This is a genomic window from Aminipila sp., assembly GCF_032051575.1.
GTDB lineage: Bacteria > Bacillota > Clostridia > Peptostreptococcales > Anaerovoracaceae > Aminipila.
In genome coordinates this window covers 271,336-288,745 of the sequence record NZ_DAMBYD010000006.1, presented here as the reverse complement: position 1 = coordinate 288,745, position 17,410 = coordinate 271,336, and the positions used below count along the sequence as shown (strand labels likewise).

Genomic DNA, 17,410 nt, shown 5'->3' with positions numbered 1-17,410 from the left:
ATAATATGAATAGTAGTAAAGGCGAATGGGGGAGCAATTTAGGCTTCCTAATGGCCGCTGTAGGTTCAGCAGTAGGTCTGGGTAACTTATGGGGATTCCCATATAAGATGGGAATGAATGGTGGATTTGCATTCTTGTTATTTTATCTAATATTAGCGGTATTAGTAGGTTTTGTTATTATGTTAGGTGAATTAACCATTGGCAGGCGTACAGGAAGGGGGGTTATTGCTGCTTACAGTATGCTTAGCAAAAAGTATGCAGTATTAGGCTGGATGGCCTTTTTATGCCCGATATTAATATTATCGTTTTATTGTTCACTTGGAGGGTATTGTTTAAAGTATGCTTTAGCTAACTTGGGTGATGTTTTTGGGGCAGTATGGGGAGTTAACGGAGCAGATGCAACAAATTATTTTATAAATTTCTATACCAATGGATTTTCAGCATCCATCTTTGCAGTTATATTTACAATAATTACAGTAATAATTGTGATGGGTGGTGTGTCTGGAGGCATTGAAAGATTTTCAAAGATTGCCATGCCGGCATTATTTGTTTTATTATTAGTAGTAATTATAAAAGCAGTAACCCTGCCAGGAGCATCAGCTGGCCTGGAATTTATGTTTGTACCTAATTGGGAAGTTTTTAAGGGATTTGGTTGGATATCCGTACTTGCCACAGCCGGGGGACAAATGTTCTTCTCATTATCACTTGGCATGGGAATTATCATTACCTATGGATCCTATCTTTCCAAGACCGAAAATATTGAAAAAAATGCCCTTATTATTCCTATTACGGATACAATAGTGGCATTAATGGCAGGCTTAGCTGTTTTTCCAGCTGTATTTGCAATGGGTATGGAGCCTGCAGGAGGCCCAGGACTGCTATTCATAACATTACAGGCTGTATTTGATGCTATGGGAGCTGCTGGTCCTATGTTTGGCTTCTTTCTGTATTTTTTAGTTTTTATTGCAGCAATTACCTCATCCATATCACTAATGGAAGTTGTAGTATCCGTTCTTATTGACAGAAAAGAAGAAAAAGGAAAGATAGCTAACCGAAAGCAGCTGTCTGTATTTATTGGAGCTATATTATGTGTACTTACAATTTTGATTTCTATAGATTCTCTTGGAGAAGGCAGCCTGCCAAAACTTTTAGGATTCTGCTGGTTAGATTTCTTTGATTTATTATCAGAAGGTATCATGATGCCGGTTGGTGCGCTGTTAATGTCTCTGATTATTGGTTGGAAGCTTGGACCAGACTGGATGAGAGAAGAACTGTGCCAAGAAGGAAATAAGTGGAGATTTGAAAAATTTGCTATGTTCTGTTTTAAATATATTGCTCCTATTGGAATGGCTATGATTCTTTTAGGACAGATTGATGGTTTCTTTAAACTTGGCATTTTCAACTAATTGAAAGTGATTTTAGGAGGGAAAATTGTGATAAAATTTTCAGATAAAATGAATTTATTAACAGGTTCTGAAATTAGAGAGCTACTAAAACTTACTGAAAAGCCTGATATTATTTCATTTGCAGGGGGGCTGCCGGCTCCAGAATTATTTCCTATCGAAGAATTAAAAAGAATTGCAGTTTGTGTAATGGAGGAATCAGGAAAACAAGCACTTCAATATTCCACTACAGAAGGATTTTTACCGCTAAGAAAACATATTGCAGAAAGAATGCTTGCTAAAAATAAAATAAAAACAGATCCTTCTCATATTCTTATGACCAGTGGTTCCCAGATGGGGCTTGATTTTTCTGCCCGCGTATTCTTAAATAAAGATGATATCGTGCTTCTTGAAAGCCCTTCATATCTTGGTGCGATCAATGCTTTTAAAGCTAGTGAAGCTAAATTTATAGAGGTACCTACTGACAAAGAAGGTATGATTATATCAGAATTAGAAAAAAATTTGGGAAAAGAAGAACGGGTTAAAATGATTTATGTCATTCCTGATTTTCAAAATCCTTCGGGAAGGACCTGGTCACTGGAAAGACGTCAGAAATTTATGGAAATCGTAAATAAATATGAAATTCCTGTTATTGAAGACAATCCATATGGAGAGTTAAGATTTGAAAAGGAAATCTTACCTGCGCTTAAAGCACTTGATACGAAAGGATTGGTTGTTTATCTTGGAACTTTTTCAAAGGTTTTGGTTCCTGGTTATAGACTTGGATGGGTATGCGCCAGTGCTGAAAAGCTGGAAAAATATAACTTTATAGAGCAGGCATCAAGTTTACAGGCATCAACTATTTCTCAAATGGAAGTTTCAAAATATATGGATTTATATAATCTGGATGATCACATTGCAAAAATAAAAGAGGTATATAGAAAAAGAAGAGATATAATGCTTAAGACTATGGATGAAGAATTTCCTGAGGGTGTAGAGTATACTCGACCAGAGGGAGGATTATTTACATGGGTAATTCTTCCTGAATACATAAACGCTAGAAATATGGCACTGGAATGTATTGAAAAGAAGGTGGCCTATGTTCCGGGTGGAAGCTTTTTCCCTAATGGAGGACATGAGAATACTTTCAGAATGAACTACTCGTGCATGCCAGAGGAAAAGATTATTGAAGGGATTCAACGAATTGCTGAAGTGATTAAAAAAAATATGAAATAACAGAAGATAATAAAAGACTCAGCATTAATGCTGAGTCAGACTATAAAAAATAGAAGGTTGGCGAAAACTAATCTTCTATTTTTTATACTAATTTTTTATTAAGGAAGTTAATACCGTATACTGTATACTTGATAGAGCAAATTTTTAGGCAGATTTTTTTTCTATATATGCAGGGTTATTAAAATAGTCTTTTATAAGTTTTACAACAGTACCACTGAGTAAGAACAAAGCAATCAGGTTTGGAATTGCCATGAGACCATTAAATGTTTCAGCAACAGACCAAATTAGGCCTAAATCAGCTGTAGCACCGATAATCGCTACTAAAGAATAGATAATCATAAAAGGTTTTATGATTTTGGGACCAAATAAAAATTCAATGCACCTTGAGCCGTAAAGTCCCCAGCCAAGAATGGTTGAAAATGCAAAACAACATAATGCTATGGCAGTAATAATCGAAATCCATCCGCCATAAGTTGCTGTAAAACCGCTGATTGATAATTCTGCACCGGCAGCAACCCCGTAAGTAAATGGAACACCACTGCATAAAATAACTAGTGCAGTCAAAGTACAAATTAAGATAGTAGCAGTAAATACCTCAAAAATACCAAACAACCCTTGTTTAACGGGATGATTTGTATCAGCTGAGGCATGGGCTATTGGACCTGTTCCCAAACCAGCTTCATTCGAAAATATACCTCTTGAAATTCCTTTTTTTAAACTTATAAACAGGGTACCTACAACACCACCTGTGGCAGCCGATGGAGAGAATGCACCTTTAAAAATTAGTGCAAATACTGCTGGAATATGGCTGATATTCATTAGGATAACCCCTAATGCCAGAACAATATAAAGTAAAGCCATAAAGGGGACAAGTTTTTCAGTAACCATTCCTATACGTTTAATACCTCCTAAAAGAACCAGAGCAACTAGCATTGTAATAATAATTCCGATAAATAAGTTAATGGTTTTGAGGTTTTCAATTGATGCAACATTGAAGTTTAAAAGAGCAGAATCGATGGCTACTGTGATGGTGTTTACCTGAGTTGCGTTTCCAGTACCAAAAACTGCAAGAGTACCAAATATGGCAAATGCTATTGACAACCATTGCCAGTTGGAGGATAAGCCGTTTTTTATGTAATACATAGGGCCACCTACCCAGTCACCATGTATATTTTTTTCACGGAAATGGACAGCCAGTGTTACCTCCGAAAACTTAGTACACATGCCTAAAAGTGCAGAAAACCACATCCAAAAAACTGCACCAGGACCTCCGATTGCAATTGCACCTGCTACCCCCGCTATACTGCCTGTCCCGAGCGTAGCAGCTAAAGCTGTACACAACGCCTGAAAGGGTGTTGTGGCACCTTTTGCCGCTTTAGTTTTGTGAAAGGCTTTACCAATAGTTGTTTTAATGGCATAGTTGAATTTACGCAGCTGTATAAAACGAGTATTGAAGCTCAAGTATAAGCCTACACCGATTATGCAAATCATAGCAGGTACACCCCATACAAAGTTATTTACCATAGTATTAATACTTTCAATAGTGGCTAACATATTTTTCTCCCCCTTTTTTTCCCTAACCTAAAGATTAAATTTATTTTTTATTATATCACAAAAATCAGATTATTTTAATATTTTATAATCTTTAAATAATTTTTATTAAATGTAATATTAAGATAATTACAGTGAGCTTTAGAACATGATTTGCTAGATACAAAAAGACCCAGGATAAACCTGAGCCTTTTTGTGTTTAGCAATAATTCTTTTTATATTACTTAATATTATCGTCTTCATATGCAGGGTTTGAGAAATAGTCTTTTACAAGTTTTACAACTGTGCCACCAAGTAAAAATAGTGCTATCAGGTTTGGTATTGCCATCAGTCCATTGAAAGTTTCAGCAATAGACCAAATCATTCCTAAATCAGCAGTAGCACCTATGATAGCTACTAAAGAATATACAATTACGAAAGGCTTAATGATTTTTGAACCAAATAAAAATTCAATACACCTTGTACCGTAAAGACCCCAGCCAAGAACAGTAGAAAAGGCAAAACAGCATAATGCAATGGCGGTAAAGATTGTAATCCCTCCACCATAAGTTGTTGCGAAACCGCTAATTGTTAACTCTGCACCAGCGGCTGTACCATATTTAACTTCAATACCACTGCATAGAATAACAAGCGCTGTTAAAGTACAAATAACGATAGTATCTGCGAAAACTTCAAAGATGCCGAACAGACCTTGCTTAACAGGATGATTTACATCGGCTGATGCATGGGCTATGGAGCCTGTTCCTAAACCAGCTTCATTAGAAAATATACCTCTGGAAAAACCCTTTTTTAAACTCATAAACATACTGCCTACAACACCACCAGTAACGGCAGATGGGCTGAAAGCACCTGCAAAAATCATTCCAAATACGCCAGGAAGATGATCTATATTAAGAAGAACAACACCAAGTGAAAGTACGATATAAAGTAAAGCCATGAAAGGAACCAGTATTTCAGTAACTTTTCCGATACGTTTTATTCCACCTATTAGTACTAGGGCAACAAGTATTGCAATTATAATTCCGATAATTAAATTAATCATTCCCATATTTCCGGTTGATACAACATTGAAATTTAAAAGAGCAGAATCTACGGCTGTTATGATGGTATTAACCTGAGTGGCATTACCAGTTCCAAAAACCGTAAGTACACCGAAACCGGAAAAGGCGACTGCCAGCCACTGCCAGTTAGCAGACAAGCCGTTTTTTATATAGTACATAGGGCCGCCAACCCAGTCCCCATGTATATTTTTTTCACGAAAATGGACAGCCAATGTTACTTCTGAAAATTTAGTACACATGCCTAAAAATGCTGAAATCCACATCCAAAAAACTGCACCAGGACCGCCGATTGCAATAGCACCAGCTACTCCTGCTATGTTTCCGGTACCTACTGTAGCGGCTAAAGCGGTACATAGGGATTGGAATGGAGTAGTAGAACCTTCGGCAGCTTCGCTTTTTTTGAATGCTTTACCAAGCGTCATCTTTATTGCGTAGGTAAACTTTCGCAACTGTATAAAACGAGTAGAAAAGCTTAAGTATAAGCCTACACCGATTATACAGATCATAGCCGGAACACCCCAAACGAAATCATTTATTATGGTGTTAATATTTTCAATAGTATTTAACATATATTTCCCCTTTCATTTACCTTAATGCAAATTTATATAATAGGATTATAGACAAACAAGATTGATATTATTGCTAAGGTAATTAGAACTTTAAAAAATTATTTAAAATATTGTAATAATTTTAAATATTACAATTCAAGATTATAACAAATAATAATGAGCATTTGCAAACATTTATTTCTTTATTTTTAATTATTTTTTATAAACAGTATAAGCATAAAAACATAAAGTAATATGATATAATATAAAAACCAAAATATAATCATATTTATAGTAAGAAAAAATGTAAAAATGAGGCAGATTATGAATAAATATATTATGGCCCTTGATCAGGGCACTACAAGTTCAAGATGTATACTATATAATAAGAAAGGTGAAATTGTAAGTCTTGCTCAGAAAGAGTTTAAGCAGATTTATCCTCAGGGTGGATGGGTAGAACATGATCCAATGGAAATCTGGTCTACACAAATTGGTGTAGCACAGGAAGCATTATATAAAATAGATGCTACTTTTGAAAATATTCAGGCTATAGGGATAACTAATCAAAGAGAAACTACAGTGGTCTGGGATAAGCATACTGGGCTTCCTATATATAATGCGATTGTCTGGCAGTGTAGACGTACAGCTGAGTTTTGTGACGAGTTGAAAGCAAAAGGACTATCAGAAAGCTTTAAATCTAAGACAGGACTCCTAATAGATGCATACTTTTCTGGCACAAAGTTAAGATGGATACTAGATCATGTAGAATGCGCAAGGGAAAAAGCAGAAAATGGGGATTTGCTATTTGGGACGATTGAGACTTGGTTAATTTGGAAATTATCCATGGGCAGAGTTCATGTGACAGATTATTCAAATGCTTCAAGGACAATGCTTTTTAACATTCATACGTTAAAATGGGATGATGAAATATTAAAAGAGGTAGATATACCAAAGAATATGTTACCTGAACCTATGCCGTCAAGCTGCATTTATGGGGAAACGGATCCTCTAATATTTGGTGGGCCTATAAAAATAGCCGGAGCTGCTGGGGATCAGCAGGCGGCACTATTTGGACAAACTTGTTTTAAAGAGGGTGAGGTTAAAAACACATATGGAACAGGCTGTTTTTTACTTATGAACACTGGAGAAAAGCCTGTTGAATCCCAAAATGGTCTTCTTACGACTATAGCCTGGGGGCTTGATGGAAAGGTTAATTATGCATTAGAAGGATCTATATTTGTAGCTGGAGCTGCTGTACAATGGCTTCGAGACGAATTGGAAATTATACATTCCTCTCCAGAGTCTGAGGTTATGGCTGCTTCTGTGGAGGACTCTGATGGTGTGTATGTAGTGCCTGCTTTTGTTGGAATGGGCGCACCATATTGGAATCCTTATGCCAGAGGTTCCATTTTTGGTTTGACTAGAGGAGCAAATAAATATCATTTAGTCCGAGCAACATTAGAGTCTCTGGCATATCAGACTGCAGATTTGCTTAATGCTATGGAGGAAGACTCCAATATAAAATTAGCTGTTCTAAAAGTTGATGGGGGTGCAAGTGCGAATAATCTTCTGATGCAGATTCAAGCAGATTTGCTTGACACTACAGTTCACAGACCAAAGTGTATTGAAACCACTTCTTTAGGAGCAGCTTATCTTGCCGGATTGGCTGTAGGTTATTGGAAAAACAAAGAAGATGTAATTGAAAACTGGCAGATAGACAAAACTTTTGAACCTGACATATTACCAGAGAAACGTCAGGCAATGCTTAAAGGGTGGCAAAAGGCGGTAAAATGTGCTCTGATGTGGGCTGAATGATATAAAAATAGAAGGGGAGTATTCTGTACATGAGTGAATTAGAGGTAGTGGATAATATAGAGAATTTTATTGTTGTAGATGAACTAAATGATTTTATATGTTTAATTGAAGATTTTAAAAATCAAGGTGAAAATATAGAGGAAAAATATATAACTGCTTTGAAAACAGAAAATGTAAATTTTTCTACCATAGAAGGAACAAATGTTATTTTTGAAAACTGTGTATTCAATAAAGTTGTGTTTCAAAAAACATATTTTAAGAATTGCTTCTTTAAGAATTGTGACTTTTCAAACTGTGATTTTAGTAATAGCACTTTCAGTAATTGTAAATTTCAAAATGTGAAAGGTGTAGGCACTAATTTTTCTGATAGTGCCTTTAAAGACGTAAAGATAAATGAATGCTTGCTTAGGTATGCTGTATTTACATACTCTTTGTTTAATATTTGTAATATTGAACAGAGTGATATGTCAGAAGCCTTTTTAGATGATTGTAAAGTGAAAAAATTTACGTTAAATCATGTCAATTTAATTCGAGCAAATTTTTATAAAACTGTACTAAAAGGTATTGATTTAAGAACTTGCCAAATTGATGGACTGATCTTGTCCTCAGAAGCAAAAGAAATACATGGTGCTGTTGTAGATATGCTTCAGGCAGCAGAATTAGCCAAAATGCTAGGAGTTATAATAAAATAAGACATTATAATACAATTTTATGATATAATGTCAACAAGAATGTTAAAAATTCTACAGAAACACAAAATAAGGAAGGTATTTTTATGGAAAACAATGTATCAGTAGAAGCTCCTAAAATATTAACAGCAAAACAGAGAAGCTTTATATTTGATAATCTTAGAGGATTGGCAATTTGGTGCATACCTATTTCGCATTTTACTAGAGTTGGTGGCGAATTTATACATGGCTCTCTTGGTGGGATAGTTTATATTACTATTAATGTATTTGTTATGCAGCTGTTTATGTTTTTGTCAGGCTTTTTCTCGAAAAAAGTGGATAGAGCAAGAGAATCAGCATTTAAGACTTTCATGTTACCGTATTTGTTATTTACTCTAGTTTTTTACATATTCCGATATTGTTATTTTGGACATGCTAATTTGGATTTTTTAAAACCGCCATTTGCATTATGGTTTTTATTTGCAGTATTTTTTTATAGGTACTATTTAAAAGATTTAGTTAAGATTAAGCACTTATTGGCCATCAGTATAGGAATATATTTAATTACAGGACTTTTACCTGTAGATACTGACTATTTTGCCTTGGGAAGAACAGTATCATATTTCCCATTCTTCTTAATGGGTTACTATTGTACAAGTGAAAAACTGAAATCTTTACAATGCTTAAAAAAGTGGCAATGTGTTCCTTTATTAGCCATACTAATAGGGATTTCTTACGCACTTGCTTACTATGTTAAAGTTCCTGTCGCTTTTTACTTACTAAAAACTACTGCAGCAGATTTAGGAATGGCGTGGTATATGGATATAATTATGAGAGCAGCGGTACTTGTTCTTGCAGTTGCCTGGACCATATTACTATTAAATATAATGCCAGATAAGAAGAATTATCTAACCTATATTGGTATGAATACTATGCCAATATATATATTTCATTTATTTATAAGATATATAATTAAAGATTATGGTTTTCCATGCCCAAATTGGACAATATACTATCTGTGGTTATTTGGATTAGCATCACTTTGTGCCATTGTTTTTTCCAGCCCGCCAATTGCAAAGATTTATGATAAGACACTTGATAAATTATATGACGGATGGCTGAAACTCAAGAAAAAAATGATGTATGAAGAAACCGTATAGCAACTTACTATTATGCAAGTAATCAATGCCTCTTGTCAAAAGACGAGAGGTATTTTATTTTTTACTATATATATTAAAAACAGCAGAAATTTTGCTATTTTTTTTGAAAAGAGTGTTGACATTACTACGTAAGAGTGTTAAATTAAAAATGTGATTAGCACTCATGACATGTGAGTGCTAACAAGGAAGGGTGAGAAAGATGGATTTAAACGAAAGGAAATTGAGAATATTACAAGCGATTATTGGTGATTTCATTAGAACAGGCGAGCCAGTTGGATCCAGAACTCTTTCAAAAAAGTATGAGTTAGGCGTAAGCCCAGCTACTATTCGTAATGAAATGTCGGATTTGGAGGATATGGGATTTTTAACACATCCTCATACTTCATCAGGCAGGGTACCTTCAGATAAAGCATACAGATTGTATGTAAATGATCTAATGAAAAAGAAGGAGCTTACCTTTGAGGAAAAACAGATTATTACAGATAAACTGCACAGTGATATGTCAGAATTTGAAAAGACTATACAGCATGCAGCTCACTTATTATCGGAGATAACAAATTTGACTTCTTTTGCTATGACGCCAAACCAGGATGAAGATAAGCTTAGATATATTAACTTTCTTCCTGTAGACAGTGGTACTGTAATACTTATGATTGTTGCAGACAGCGGTAAAGTTTCCAACACGGCACTTAAGATTAAAGTTCCGTATACAAATGAAAGTCTTGAACTATTATCGAAATCCATGACGTATAACTTTAGAGGAAAAACTATTAGCGAAGCTTTAAAATTTGACATCATAAAGAGTTTTGAAACAGATATAGAGGCCATGAGCATTTTGGCAGAAAACATTATGCCAAACTTCATGAGAACTCTTGAAAATATGTTAAATGTAAACTTGTATATGGATGGACTTACAAATATATTCTCCATACCAGAATACAACGATTTAGATAAAGCCAAGATGTTTTTGGAGTTATTAGATAAAAAAGAAGATTTTACAAAGAAGCTCATAAACAGAGATAATGGTGTAATTATAACTATAGGAAATGAAAATGCAGATGATCTGATGCAGGATTGTAGCGTGATTACAGCTACTTACCACATAGATGGTAAGCTTGTTGGAAAGATAGGTGTAATTGGACCTACAAGAATGAAATACGACGAGGTAACTTCTGTTATCGAGTATGTAACAGAAAATTTGAGCAATACTTTTAAACTAACAGGAGGTAACGAGGAAGATGAATAAAGATCAGACGGCTACAGAAAAAGAAGTAGCAGAGGACCTGGAAACTCAGGATACTGATACTGAAACTGTAGAAGAAACTGAGAATATTGAAGCTGAATGTGAAGAAACAGAAAAAATAGCAGCTGACAAACCAGGAGAAACTACCACAGAAGATGAAGAACTTAATACAAAGTATATGAGACTTATGGCAGATTTCCAAAATTACAAGAGAAGAACAGAAAAAGAGAAAAGTGACATTTATGCATATGCAAACGAAAAAATCGTTTCAGAATTGCTTGATGTTATAGATAACTTCGAAAGAGCTCTTACACATGGTCAGGGTGACGAAGGTTTTATTCAAGGTATGAACAATATATTTAAGATTTTCAAGGGGGTACTGGAAAAAAGCGGGTTAGAAGAAATAGACGCATTGGGAAATGAATTTGATCCAAATTTTCACAACGCAGTAATGACTGAAGAAAGCAGTGAATACGAAAGTGGCTGTATAACTCAGGTTTTACAAACAGGATATAAATTAAATGGTAAAGTTATACGACCTAGTATGGTAAAGGTCGCAAATTAGGGAGGTAATATATTATGGGAAAAGTAATAGGTATAGACTTAGGTACAACAAATTCCTGCGTAGCGGTTCTTGAAGGTGGAGAACCTGTAGTAATCGCTAATGCAGAAGGAAATAGAACTACTCCATCAGTAGTTGGATTTACAAAGGGTGGAGAAAGATTAGTTGGTGAAACTGCAAAGAGACAGGCAATCACTAATCCAGACAGAACGATTGCATCAATTAAGACTCATATGGGTTCAGACCACAGAGTAGAAATTGATGGAAAGCAGTATACACCACAGGATATCTCAGCCATGACTTTAGGTAAGCTAAAGGCTGACGCGGAAAGCTATCTTGGTGAAAAGGTAACAGAAGCTGTTATTACAGTACCTGCTTATTTCACAGATGCACAGAAACAGGCAACAAAGGATGCAGGTAAGATTGCTGGTCTTGATGTAAAGAGAATCATCAATGAACCTACAGCGGCATCTCTTGCATATGGTCTTGATAAAGACAATGGACACCACAAGATTTTAGTATACGACCTAGGTGGTGGTACATTCGATGTATCTATTCTTGAACTTGGTGACGGCGTATTTGAAGTACTGGCTACAAATGGTGACACAAAGCTTGGTGGAGACAACTTTGACAAGATATTAATTGATTACATGGCAGATACATTTGCCAAGGAACACGGAATTGATTTAAGAGCTGACAAGATGGCTCATCAGAGATTAAAGGAAGCAGCAGAAAAAGCTAAGAAGGAACTTTCAAGTTCACAGACAGCTAACATCAATCTTCCATTCATCACTGTAAGTGCAGATGGTCCTCTTCACATGGATATGGACATAACAAGAGCTAAGTTTGATCAGTTAACTTCAGATCTTGTAAACAGAACGATTGAACCAATGCAGAAGGCTATGAGAGATGCTGGTGTAACGAATGCTGATATCGCTAAAGTTATTTTAGTTGGTGGTTCAACAAGAATTCCAGCAGTTCAGGATGCTGTAAAGAGAGTAACTGGTAAAGAACCATTTAAGGGCATCAACCCAGATGAATGCGTAGCTGTTGGTGCTGCTATTCAGGCTGGTGTATTGACTGGTGAAGTAAATGATGTATTATTGCTTGACGTAACTCCACTTTCACTTTCCATTGAAACTTTAGGTGGTGTTGCTACAAAGCTTATAGAAAGAAATACAACTATTCCTACAAAGAAGAGCCAGGTATTCTCAACTGCTGCTGATAATCAGACAGCTGTAGATATTCATGTAATGCAGGGTGAAAGAGAAATGGCTGCTGGAAATACTACACTTGGACGCTTCCAGCTTTCAGGTATACCACCTGCACCTCGTGGAATTCCTCAGATTGAAGTTACATTTGATATTGATGCTAATGGTATCGTAAATGTAAGCGCTAAGGATATGGGTACTGGTAAGGAACAAAGAATCACTATTTCTTCTTCAAATAAGCTTTCAGATGACGAAATACAGGCCAAAGTTAAGGAAGCTGAACAGTTCGCAGAAGAAGATAAGAAGAGAAAAGAAGAAATTGAAATCAGAAACAGAGCAGAGACTCTAGTTTATGAAACTGAAAAGAATCTTAAGGAGTTAGAAGCAAACCTATCAGAAGATGAAAAGGCAAGTATTTTAGCTGCTAAGGACGAATTATCAAAGGCTCTTGAAGGAACGAATCTGGAAGAAATCAAAGATAAGACTGATAAGTTAACAGAACAGTTCCACACTATTTCAGCTAAAATGTATCAACAGGCTCAGGCTGCTCAGCAAGGCGGCGCAGCAGGATTTGATCCTAACATGGCAGGCGGCATGGGCGGAGCTGCTCCTGAAGGAGATGCTCCAAAGCATGATAATGTTGTAGATGCTGATTATGAAGTAGTTAACGAAGACAAATAGTTGACATATGAACCTGCATGGGGTAATATTGATACGGTAAATTTCCTAATAATAAGCACTCCTTCAGGTAGGGAGTGCTTATCAGATTGATATAATTAATGCAGAGTGGAGAGAAAACAATGGCAGATAAGAGAGATTATTATGAAGTCCTTGGAATTCAAAAGGGCGCTAGCGAGAGTGAGATAAAGAGTGCTTTCCGAAAGATGGCCATGAAGTATCATCCAGATAAAAATCCTGGGAACAAGGAAGCTGAAGAAAAATTTAAAGAGATAAATGAAGCATATAGCGTTCTTTCCGACACTGATAAGAAGAGCAAGTATGATAGATTCGGTCATGCCGGCGTAGATCCAAGTGCAGGTTTTGGTGGCGGCGGTGCAGGTTTTGGTGGTTTTGAAGACATATTTGATATGTTTGGCGGTATGTTTGGCGGCGGCTTCGGCGGCGGTGGAAGCTCAAGAAGACGTAACGGACCGATGAAAGGCCGTGATTTACAGCAAGAGGTTGTGATTTCATTTGAAGAAGCAGCTTTTGGCGCTAAGAAACAGATACAACTTACGAAATATGTTGAATGTGAAAAATGTCATGGAACAGGTGCGGCTGAAGGTACATCAAAGAAGGCATGTCCAACTTGTAATGGTACTGGTGAAGTTAGAACCACACAGAGAACTCCTTTTGGCCAGTTCCAAAGTGTTTCACCATGTCAGAACTGTGGAGGCAGTGGCCAGGTTGTTGAAAAACCTTGTTCAGAATGTAGTGGGAGTGGAAAGGTTAGAAAGACTGTAACCATTTCCGTTGATATTCCAGCAGGCGTTGATAACGAATCTGTAATATCCATAAGAGGCCAGGGTGAACCTGGGACTAATGGGGGTCCAAACGGAGACTTATATGTAGTTATAAGAGTAAGGGCTCATTCTCTATTTAAGAGAGATGGCCAGGATTTATGGCTTGAAATGCCTATTTCTTATGCCCAGGCAGCTTTAGGTGATGATATAGTGGTTCCTACATTAAGTGAAAAGGTTTCCTATAGCATACCAGCAGGAACTCAGCCTGGAACAGTATTCAGGTTAAAAGGAAAAGGTATCAAGGGCCTTAGAACGTCAAGAATGGGCGATCTTTACGTGAAGGTAATCTTAGAAGTTCCAACAAAATTGAATACTGAACAGAAAAAGAAGATTAAAGAGCTTGGGGATATTCTTGGTAACGAAAACCATGGAAATAAGAAAAGCTTCGCAGACAAAATGAAAGAGATTTTCAAATAAACAGTATTAAATATAAAGAATAGTATTAACGGATTTACCTTTCAATTTAAGGTAAATCCGTTTTTTTATCTAATAGGAAATATCGATAGATTTTCCTATTAGATAAAAAAGGAAGTGCACCTACATTCGCGAAGCCACATTTTTTATCTATTCCATCAGAATTGACATGCTTTGTTGAATTTTGTATAATAAGGTCCATCAATAGTAATTGAAAATATTGCATGATAATGAAGAAAGAAGTTGGATTGAAGTGATTAATAAAGAGAAGATTCAGGCAGGTGTAAAACTGCTTTTAGAGGGAATAGGTGAGGACATCCATAGGGAAGGCCTTATAGAGACACCAGAAAGAATTGCTAGGATGTATGAAGAAATATTTGGTGGGATGTATGAGGATGCAGCAACACATCTGAGCAAAAGATTTCATGTTAAAAATAATGAAATGGTAATTGAGAAAGATATTGTGTTTTATTCAACTTGTGAACACCATATGCTTCCGTTTTATGGGAAGGCACACATCGGATATATTCCAGATGGAGAAGTAGTTGGGCTAAGCAAGCTTGCAAGAATTGTTGATGTGTTTGCAAAACGTTTGCAGCTTCAGGAGCAGCTTACAGCACAGATTGCAGATGCGTTGATGGACAACCTTGCTCCAAAAGGTGTTATTGTAATGGTAGAAGCTGAGCATATGTGCATGTCTATGCGTGGTATAAAAAAACCAGGGAGTCAGACTGTTACTATTGTCACAAGGGGTGAATTTGCCAAAGATGAAGCATTACAGAATAAATTCTTTCAGATGGTGAAATAAATGAAATTTGTAGATAATCTTATAAAGCATCCAATTTACATTGAAAATTTAAATCAAATTACTACAGCAGAAGCTCATAGAGTATTTTGCTGTCATGGGATTATGCATTTAATGGATGTAGCAAGAATTGCATATATATATAGTTTAGAACAGAACCTTGGACTAGAGAAAGAAATGATTTATTTAACTGCATTGCTTCATGATATTGGACGTGCTAAGGAGTACAACACCGGTGAGCCGCATGAGCAGGCGGGTAAGGAATTGACAAATCTGATTCTTAGAGAGCTAAATTATCCTCAAGAAAAGAGGGAAATGATTTTAGAAGCAATAGAAAATCATAGAATCAAGGAAAATAAAGGGTTGTTCTTAAATGATACGGCTGAACGATTAAAAGCACTTATAAATATGGCGGATAAGCAGTCCCGAAACTGTTTTTTCTGTGATGCTTATGAGGAGTGTAAATGGAGCGAAGATAAAAAGAATAAAACGATTGTACAGTAGCATAGGAAAAATGGAGGAATGGCGTAATGATTATAGGAAACAAAGAGTTTGACATAAAAAACAAGACCTATGTAATGGGAATTTTAAATGTAACCCCCGATTCTTTTTCAGATGGAGGCAGATGGAACAATGTAGATACTGCATTAAAGCATGCTGAGAAAATGATTCAGGAGGGGGCTCATATTATTGATGTAGGCGGCGAATCCTCGCGCCCAAAACATTCAAGGGTCGATGCGGAAGAAGAAATTCTGCGTACAGTACCCATAGTAGAGGCCATTAAAAAGAGATTTGATATTCCTATATCGATTGATACCTGTAAAAGCAGCGTGGCACAGGCTAACATTTTAGCGGGAGCTGACCTTGTGAATGATATCTGGGGGCTAAAGTATGACATGGAAATGGCAAAGGTAATTGCGGATAGTGATGCGGTGTGCTGCTTGATGCATAACCGTGATAATTCTGGTTCCTTTATGCATGACCATGATAATACTGAGTACAACAATTTTATGGAAGATGTCAAGGAAGATTTAAGAGAAATTATTCAACTAGCTAAAAAAGCAGGGATAAAGGATGATAAAATTATTCTTGATCCAGGCGTTGGTTTTGTAAAATCTTATGAGCAGAATCTGGAGGTGATTAACTGTCTGGAGCAGTTTAACGAACTAGGATATCCAGTACTTTTAGGTACTTCTAGAAAGTCGGTTATTGCACAAGCGTTAAATTTACCGGTAGATGAACGCGTTGAGGGCACTTTGGTAACTACAGTTATGGCTGTAATAAAGGGATGTGCTTTTGTTAGAGTACATGACATAAAAGAAAATGTTAGAGCTATTAAAATGGCAGAAGCAATTCTGGGAAATAGGTAAGAAAGTGATGGATAAAATTAATATAAAAAAGTTAGAAGTCTTTGGAAATCATGGTGTTCTTACAGAAGAGACTGTTTTGGGACAGAAATTCCTTGTTAATGCGGTTTTATATACAGATACAAGGCAGGCAGGAATCACAGACGACCTTGAACAATCTATTAACTATGCTTTAGTATGCCAGTTTATAACAAAGTTCATGCAGGAGCACACGTTTAAACTCATTGAAGCGGTGGCTGAGAAATTGGCAGAAGCTATGCTTTGCGAGTTTAATAGATTGGAGAGCGTTGAACTAGAAATTGAGAAACCGTGGGCTCCGATTAGACTGCCTTTGCAGAATGTGTCTGTGCAAATAGAACGCAGCTGGCACAAAGCCTATATTGCTTTTGGATCAAATATGGGAGATAAGGAACAGTACATAAAACAAGGTATAGAAGTGTTAAAAAGTACAAGGGGATGTGAAGTTACCAAAGTATCTGATTTTATTCATACAGAGCCATATGGAGGCATTGAGCAGGATACATTTGTAAATGGCTGCTTGGAATTGAGAACGTTATATCCACCTAAAGAATTACTGAATATATTGAATGAAATAGAAAAAAATGCAAAGAGGGAAAGGATTATCCATTGGGGACCAAGAACATTGGACTTAGATATCATCTTTTATGATCATTTGGTTTTAGCGGATGAGGAACTGATTGTCCCCCACATTGATATGCAAAATAGGGAGTTTGTGCTAGAGCCTATGAGACAACTTAATCCTTATTTTAGGCATCCTGTATGTAACTTAACCATTGAAGAGTTATTAAACAAACTTAAGAAAAAGAAGTAACGAACGGTTTTAAATACTATATCAAAGCAGAT

General features: G+C 36.2%; 15 protein-coding genes. 13 read left to right on the top strand and 2 right to left on the bottom strand.

Annotated features, from left to right (window positions below):
- Nucleotides 1-5 precede the first annotated feature (5 nt).
- Nucleotides 6-1,406, top strand: a complete 1,401-nt coding sequence (locus RTW14_RS10480) for a sodium-dependent transporter (protein ID WP_312650656.1) — start codon at nucleotides 6-8, stop codon at nucleotides 1,404-1,406.
- 24 nt (nucleotides 1,407-1,430) lie between these two features.
- Nucleotides 1,431-2,618 carry an aminotransferase-like domain-containing protein gene (locus tag RTW14_RS10475; RefSeq protein WP_312650777.1) on the top strand — a complete coding sequence of 396 codons (1,188 nt, stop codon included), beginning with the start codon at nucleotides 1,431-1,433 and terminating at the stop codon, nucleotides 2,616-2,618.
- Nucleotides 2,619-2,762: 144 nt separating this feature from the next.
- Here RTW14_RS10475 and RTW14_RS10470 read toward each other — a convergent pair whose 3' ends face one another.
- Nucleotides 2,763-4,172 (bottom strand): alanine/glycine:cation symporter family protein, encoded by a 1,410-nt coding sequence (locus RTW14_RS10470; RefSeq protein ID WP_312650653.1) that lies wholly within the window; start codon nucleotides 4,170-4,172, stop codon nucleotides 2,763-2,765.
- Between the two features lie 217 nt (nucleotides 4,173-4,389).
- Complete coding sequence (locus tag RTW14_RS10465; RefSeq protein WP_312650650.1) at nucleotides 4,390-5,799, bottom strand: alanine/glycine:cation symporter family protein; 1,410 nt, start codon at nucleotides 5,797-5,799, stop codon at nucleotides 4,390-4,392.
- A gap of 303 nt (nucleotides 5,800-6,102) precedes the next feature.
- On the opposite strand from RTW14_RS10465, the gene glpK reads away from it, so the two are divergent.
- The 11 genes from glpK (at nucleotide 6,103) to folK (ending at nucleotide 17,378) form a co-directional block, all read left to right on the top strand.
- A complete protein-coding gene (gene glpK / locus RTW14_RS10460; protein WP_312650647.1) occupies nucleotides 6,103-7,593 on the top strand; it encodes a glycerol kinase GlpK in 1,491 nt (496 codons plus the stop codon).
- Nucleotides 7,594-7,622: 29 nt separating this feature from the next.
- The gene (locus RTW14_RS10455; RefSeq protein WP_312650644.1) at nucleotides 7,623-8,285 is read left to right on the top strand and encodes a pentapeptide repeat-containing protein; all 663 of its coding nucleotides are present in this window, start codon (nucleotides 7,623-7,625) and stop codon (nucleotides 8,283-8,285) included.
- 83 nt (nucleotides 8,286-8,368) lie between these two features.
- Nucleotides 8,369-9,421, top strand: coding sequence for an acyltransferase family protein (locus RTW14_RS10450; protein ID WP_312650640.1), 1,053 nt, complete (start codon nucleotides 8,369-8,371; stop codon nucleotides 9,419-9,421).
- Nucleotides 9,422-9,620: 199 nt separating this feature from the next.
- Nucleotides 9,621-10,667, top strand: a complete 1,047-nt coding sequence (gene hrcA, locus RTW14_RS10445; RefSeq protein WP_312650636.1) for a heat-inducible transcriptional repressor HrcA — start codon at nucleotides 9,621-9,623, stop codon at nucleotides 10,665-10,667.
- On the top strand, nucleotides 10,660-11,229 hold the full coding sequence (gene grpE, locus RTW14_RS10440) for a nucleotide exchange factor GrpE (protein WP_312650633.1): 570 nt from the start codon (nucleotides 10,660-10,662) through the stop codon (nucleotides 11,227-11,229). Before hrcA ends, grpE begins: the two co-directional genes overlap by 8 nt.
- A 14-nt stretch (nucleotides 11,230-11,243) precedes the next feature.
- Entirely contained in the window at nucleotides 11,244-13,118 is a 1,875-nt protein-coding gene (gene dnaK, locus RTW14_RS10435) for a molecular chaperone DnaK (protein ID WP_312650629.1), read from the top strand.
- A gap of 119 nt (nucleotides 13,119-13,237) precedes the next feature.
- Nucleotides 13,238-14,377 carry a molecular chaperone DnaJ gene (gene dnaJ / locus RTW14_RS10430; RefSeq protein WP_312650627.1) on the top strand — a complete coding sequence of 380 codons (1,140 nt, stop codon included), beginning with the start codon at nucleotides 13,238-13,240 and terminating at the stop codon, nucleotides 14,375-14,377.
- Nucleotides 14,378-14,627: 250 nt separating this feature from the next.
- On the top strand, nucleotides 14,628-15,182 hold the full coding sequence (folE, locus tag RTW14_RS10425) for a GTP cyclohydrolase I FolE (RefSeq protein WP_312650624.1): 555 nt from the start codon (nucleotides 14,628-14,630) through the stop codon (nucleotides 15,180-15,182).
- On the top strand, nucleotides 15,183-15,683 hold the full coding sequence (locus tag RTW14_RS10420; RefSeq protein WP_312650620.1) for an HD domain-containing protein: 501 nt from the start codon (nucleotides 15,183-15,185) through the stop codon (nucleotides 15,681-15,683).
- A 26-nt stretch (nucleotides 15,684-15,709) separates the two neighbouring features.
- On the top strand, nucleotides 15,710-16,549 hold the full coding sequence (gene folP, locus RTW14_RS10415) for a dihydropteroate synthase (RefSeq protein ID WP_312650616.1): 840 nt from the start codon (nucleotides 15,710-15,712) through the stop codon (nucleotides 16,547-16,549).
- 7 nt (nucleotides 16,550-16,556) lie between these two features.
- Nucleotides 16,557-17,378: a 2-amino-4-hydroxy-6-hydroxymethyldihydropteridine diphosphokinase gene (folK, locus tag RTW14_RS10410; RefSeq protein ID WP_312650612.1), complete on the top strand. Its 822-nt coding sequence runs from the start codon at nucleotides 16,557-16,559 to the stop codon at nucleotides 17,376-17,378.
- Nucleotides 17,379-17,410: the final 32 nt, after the last annotated feature.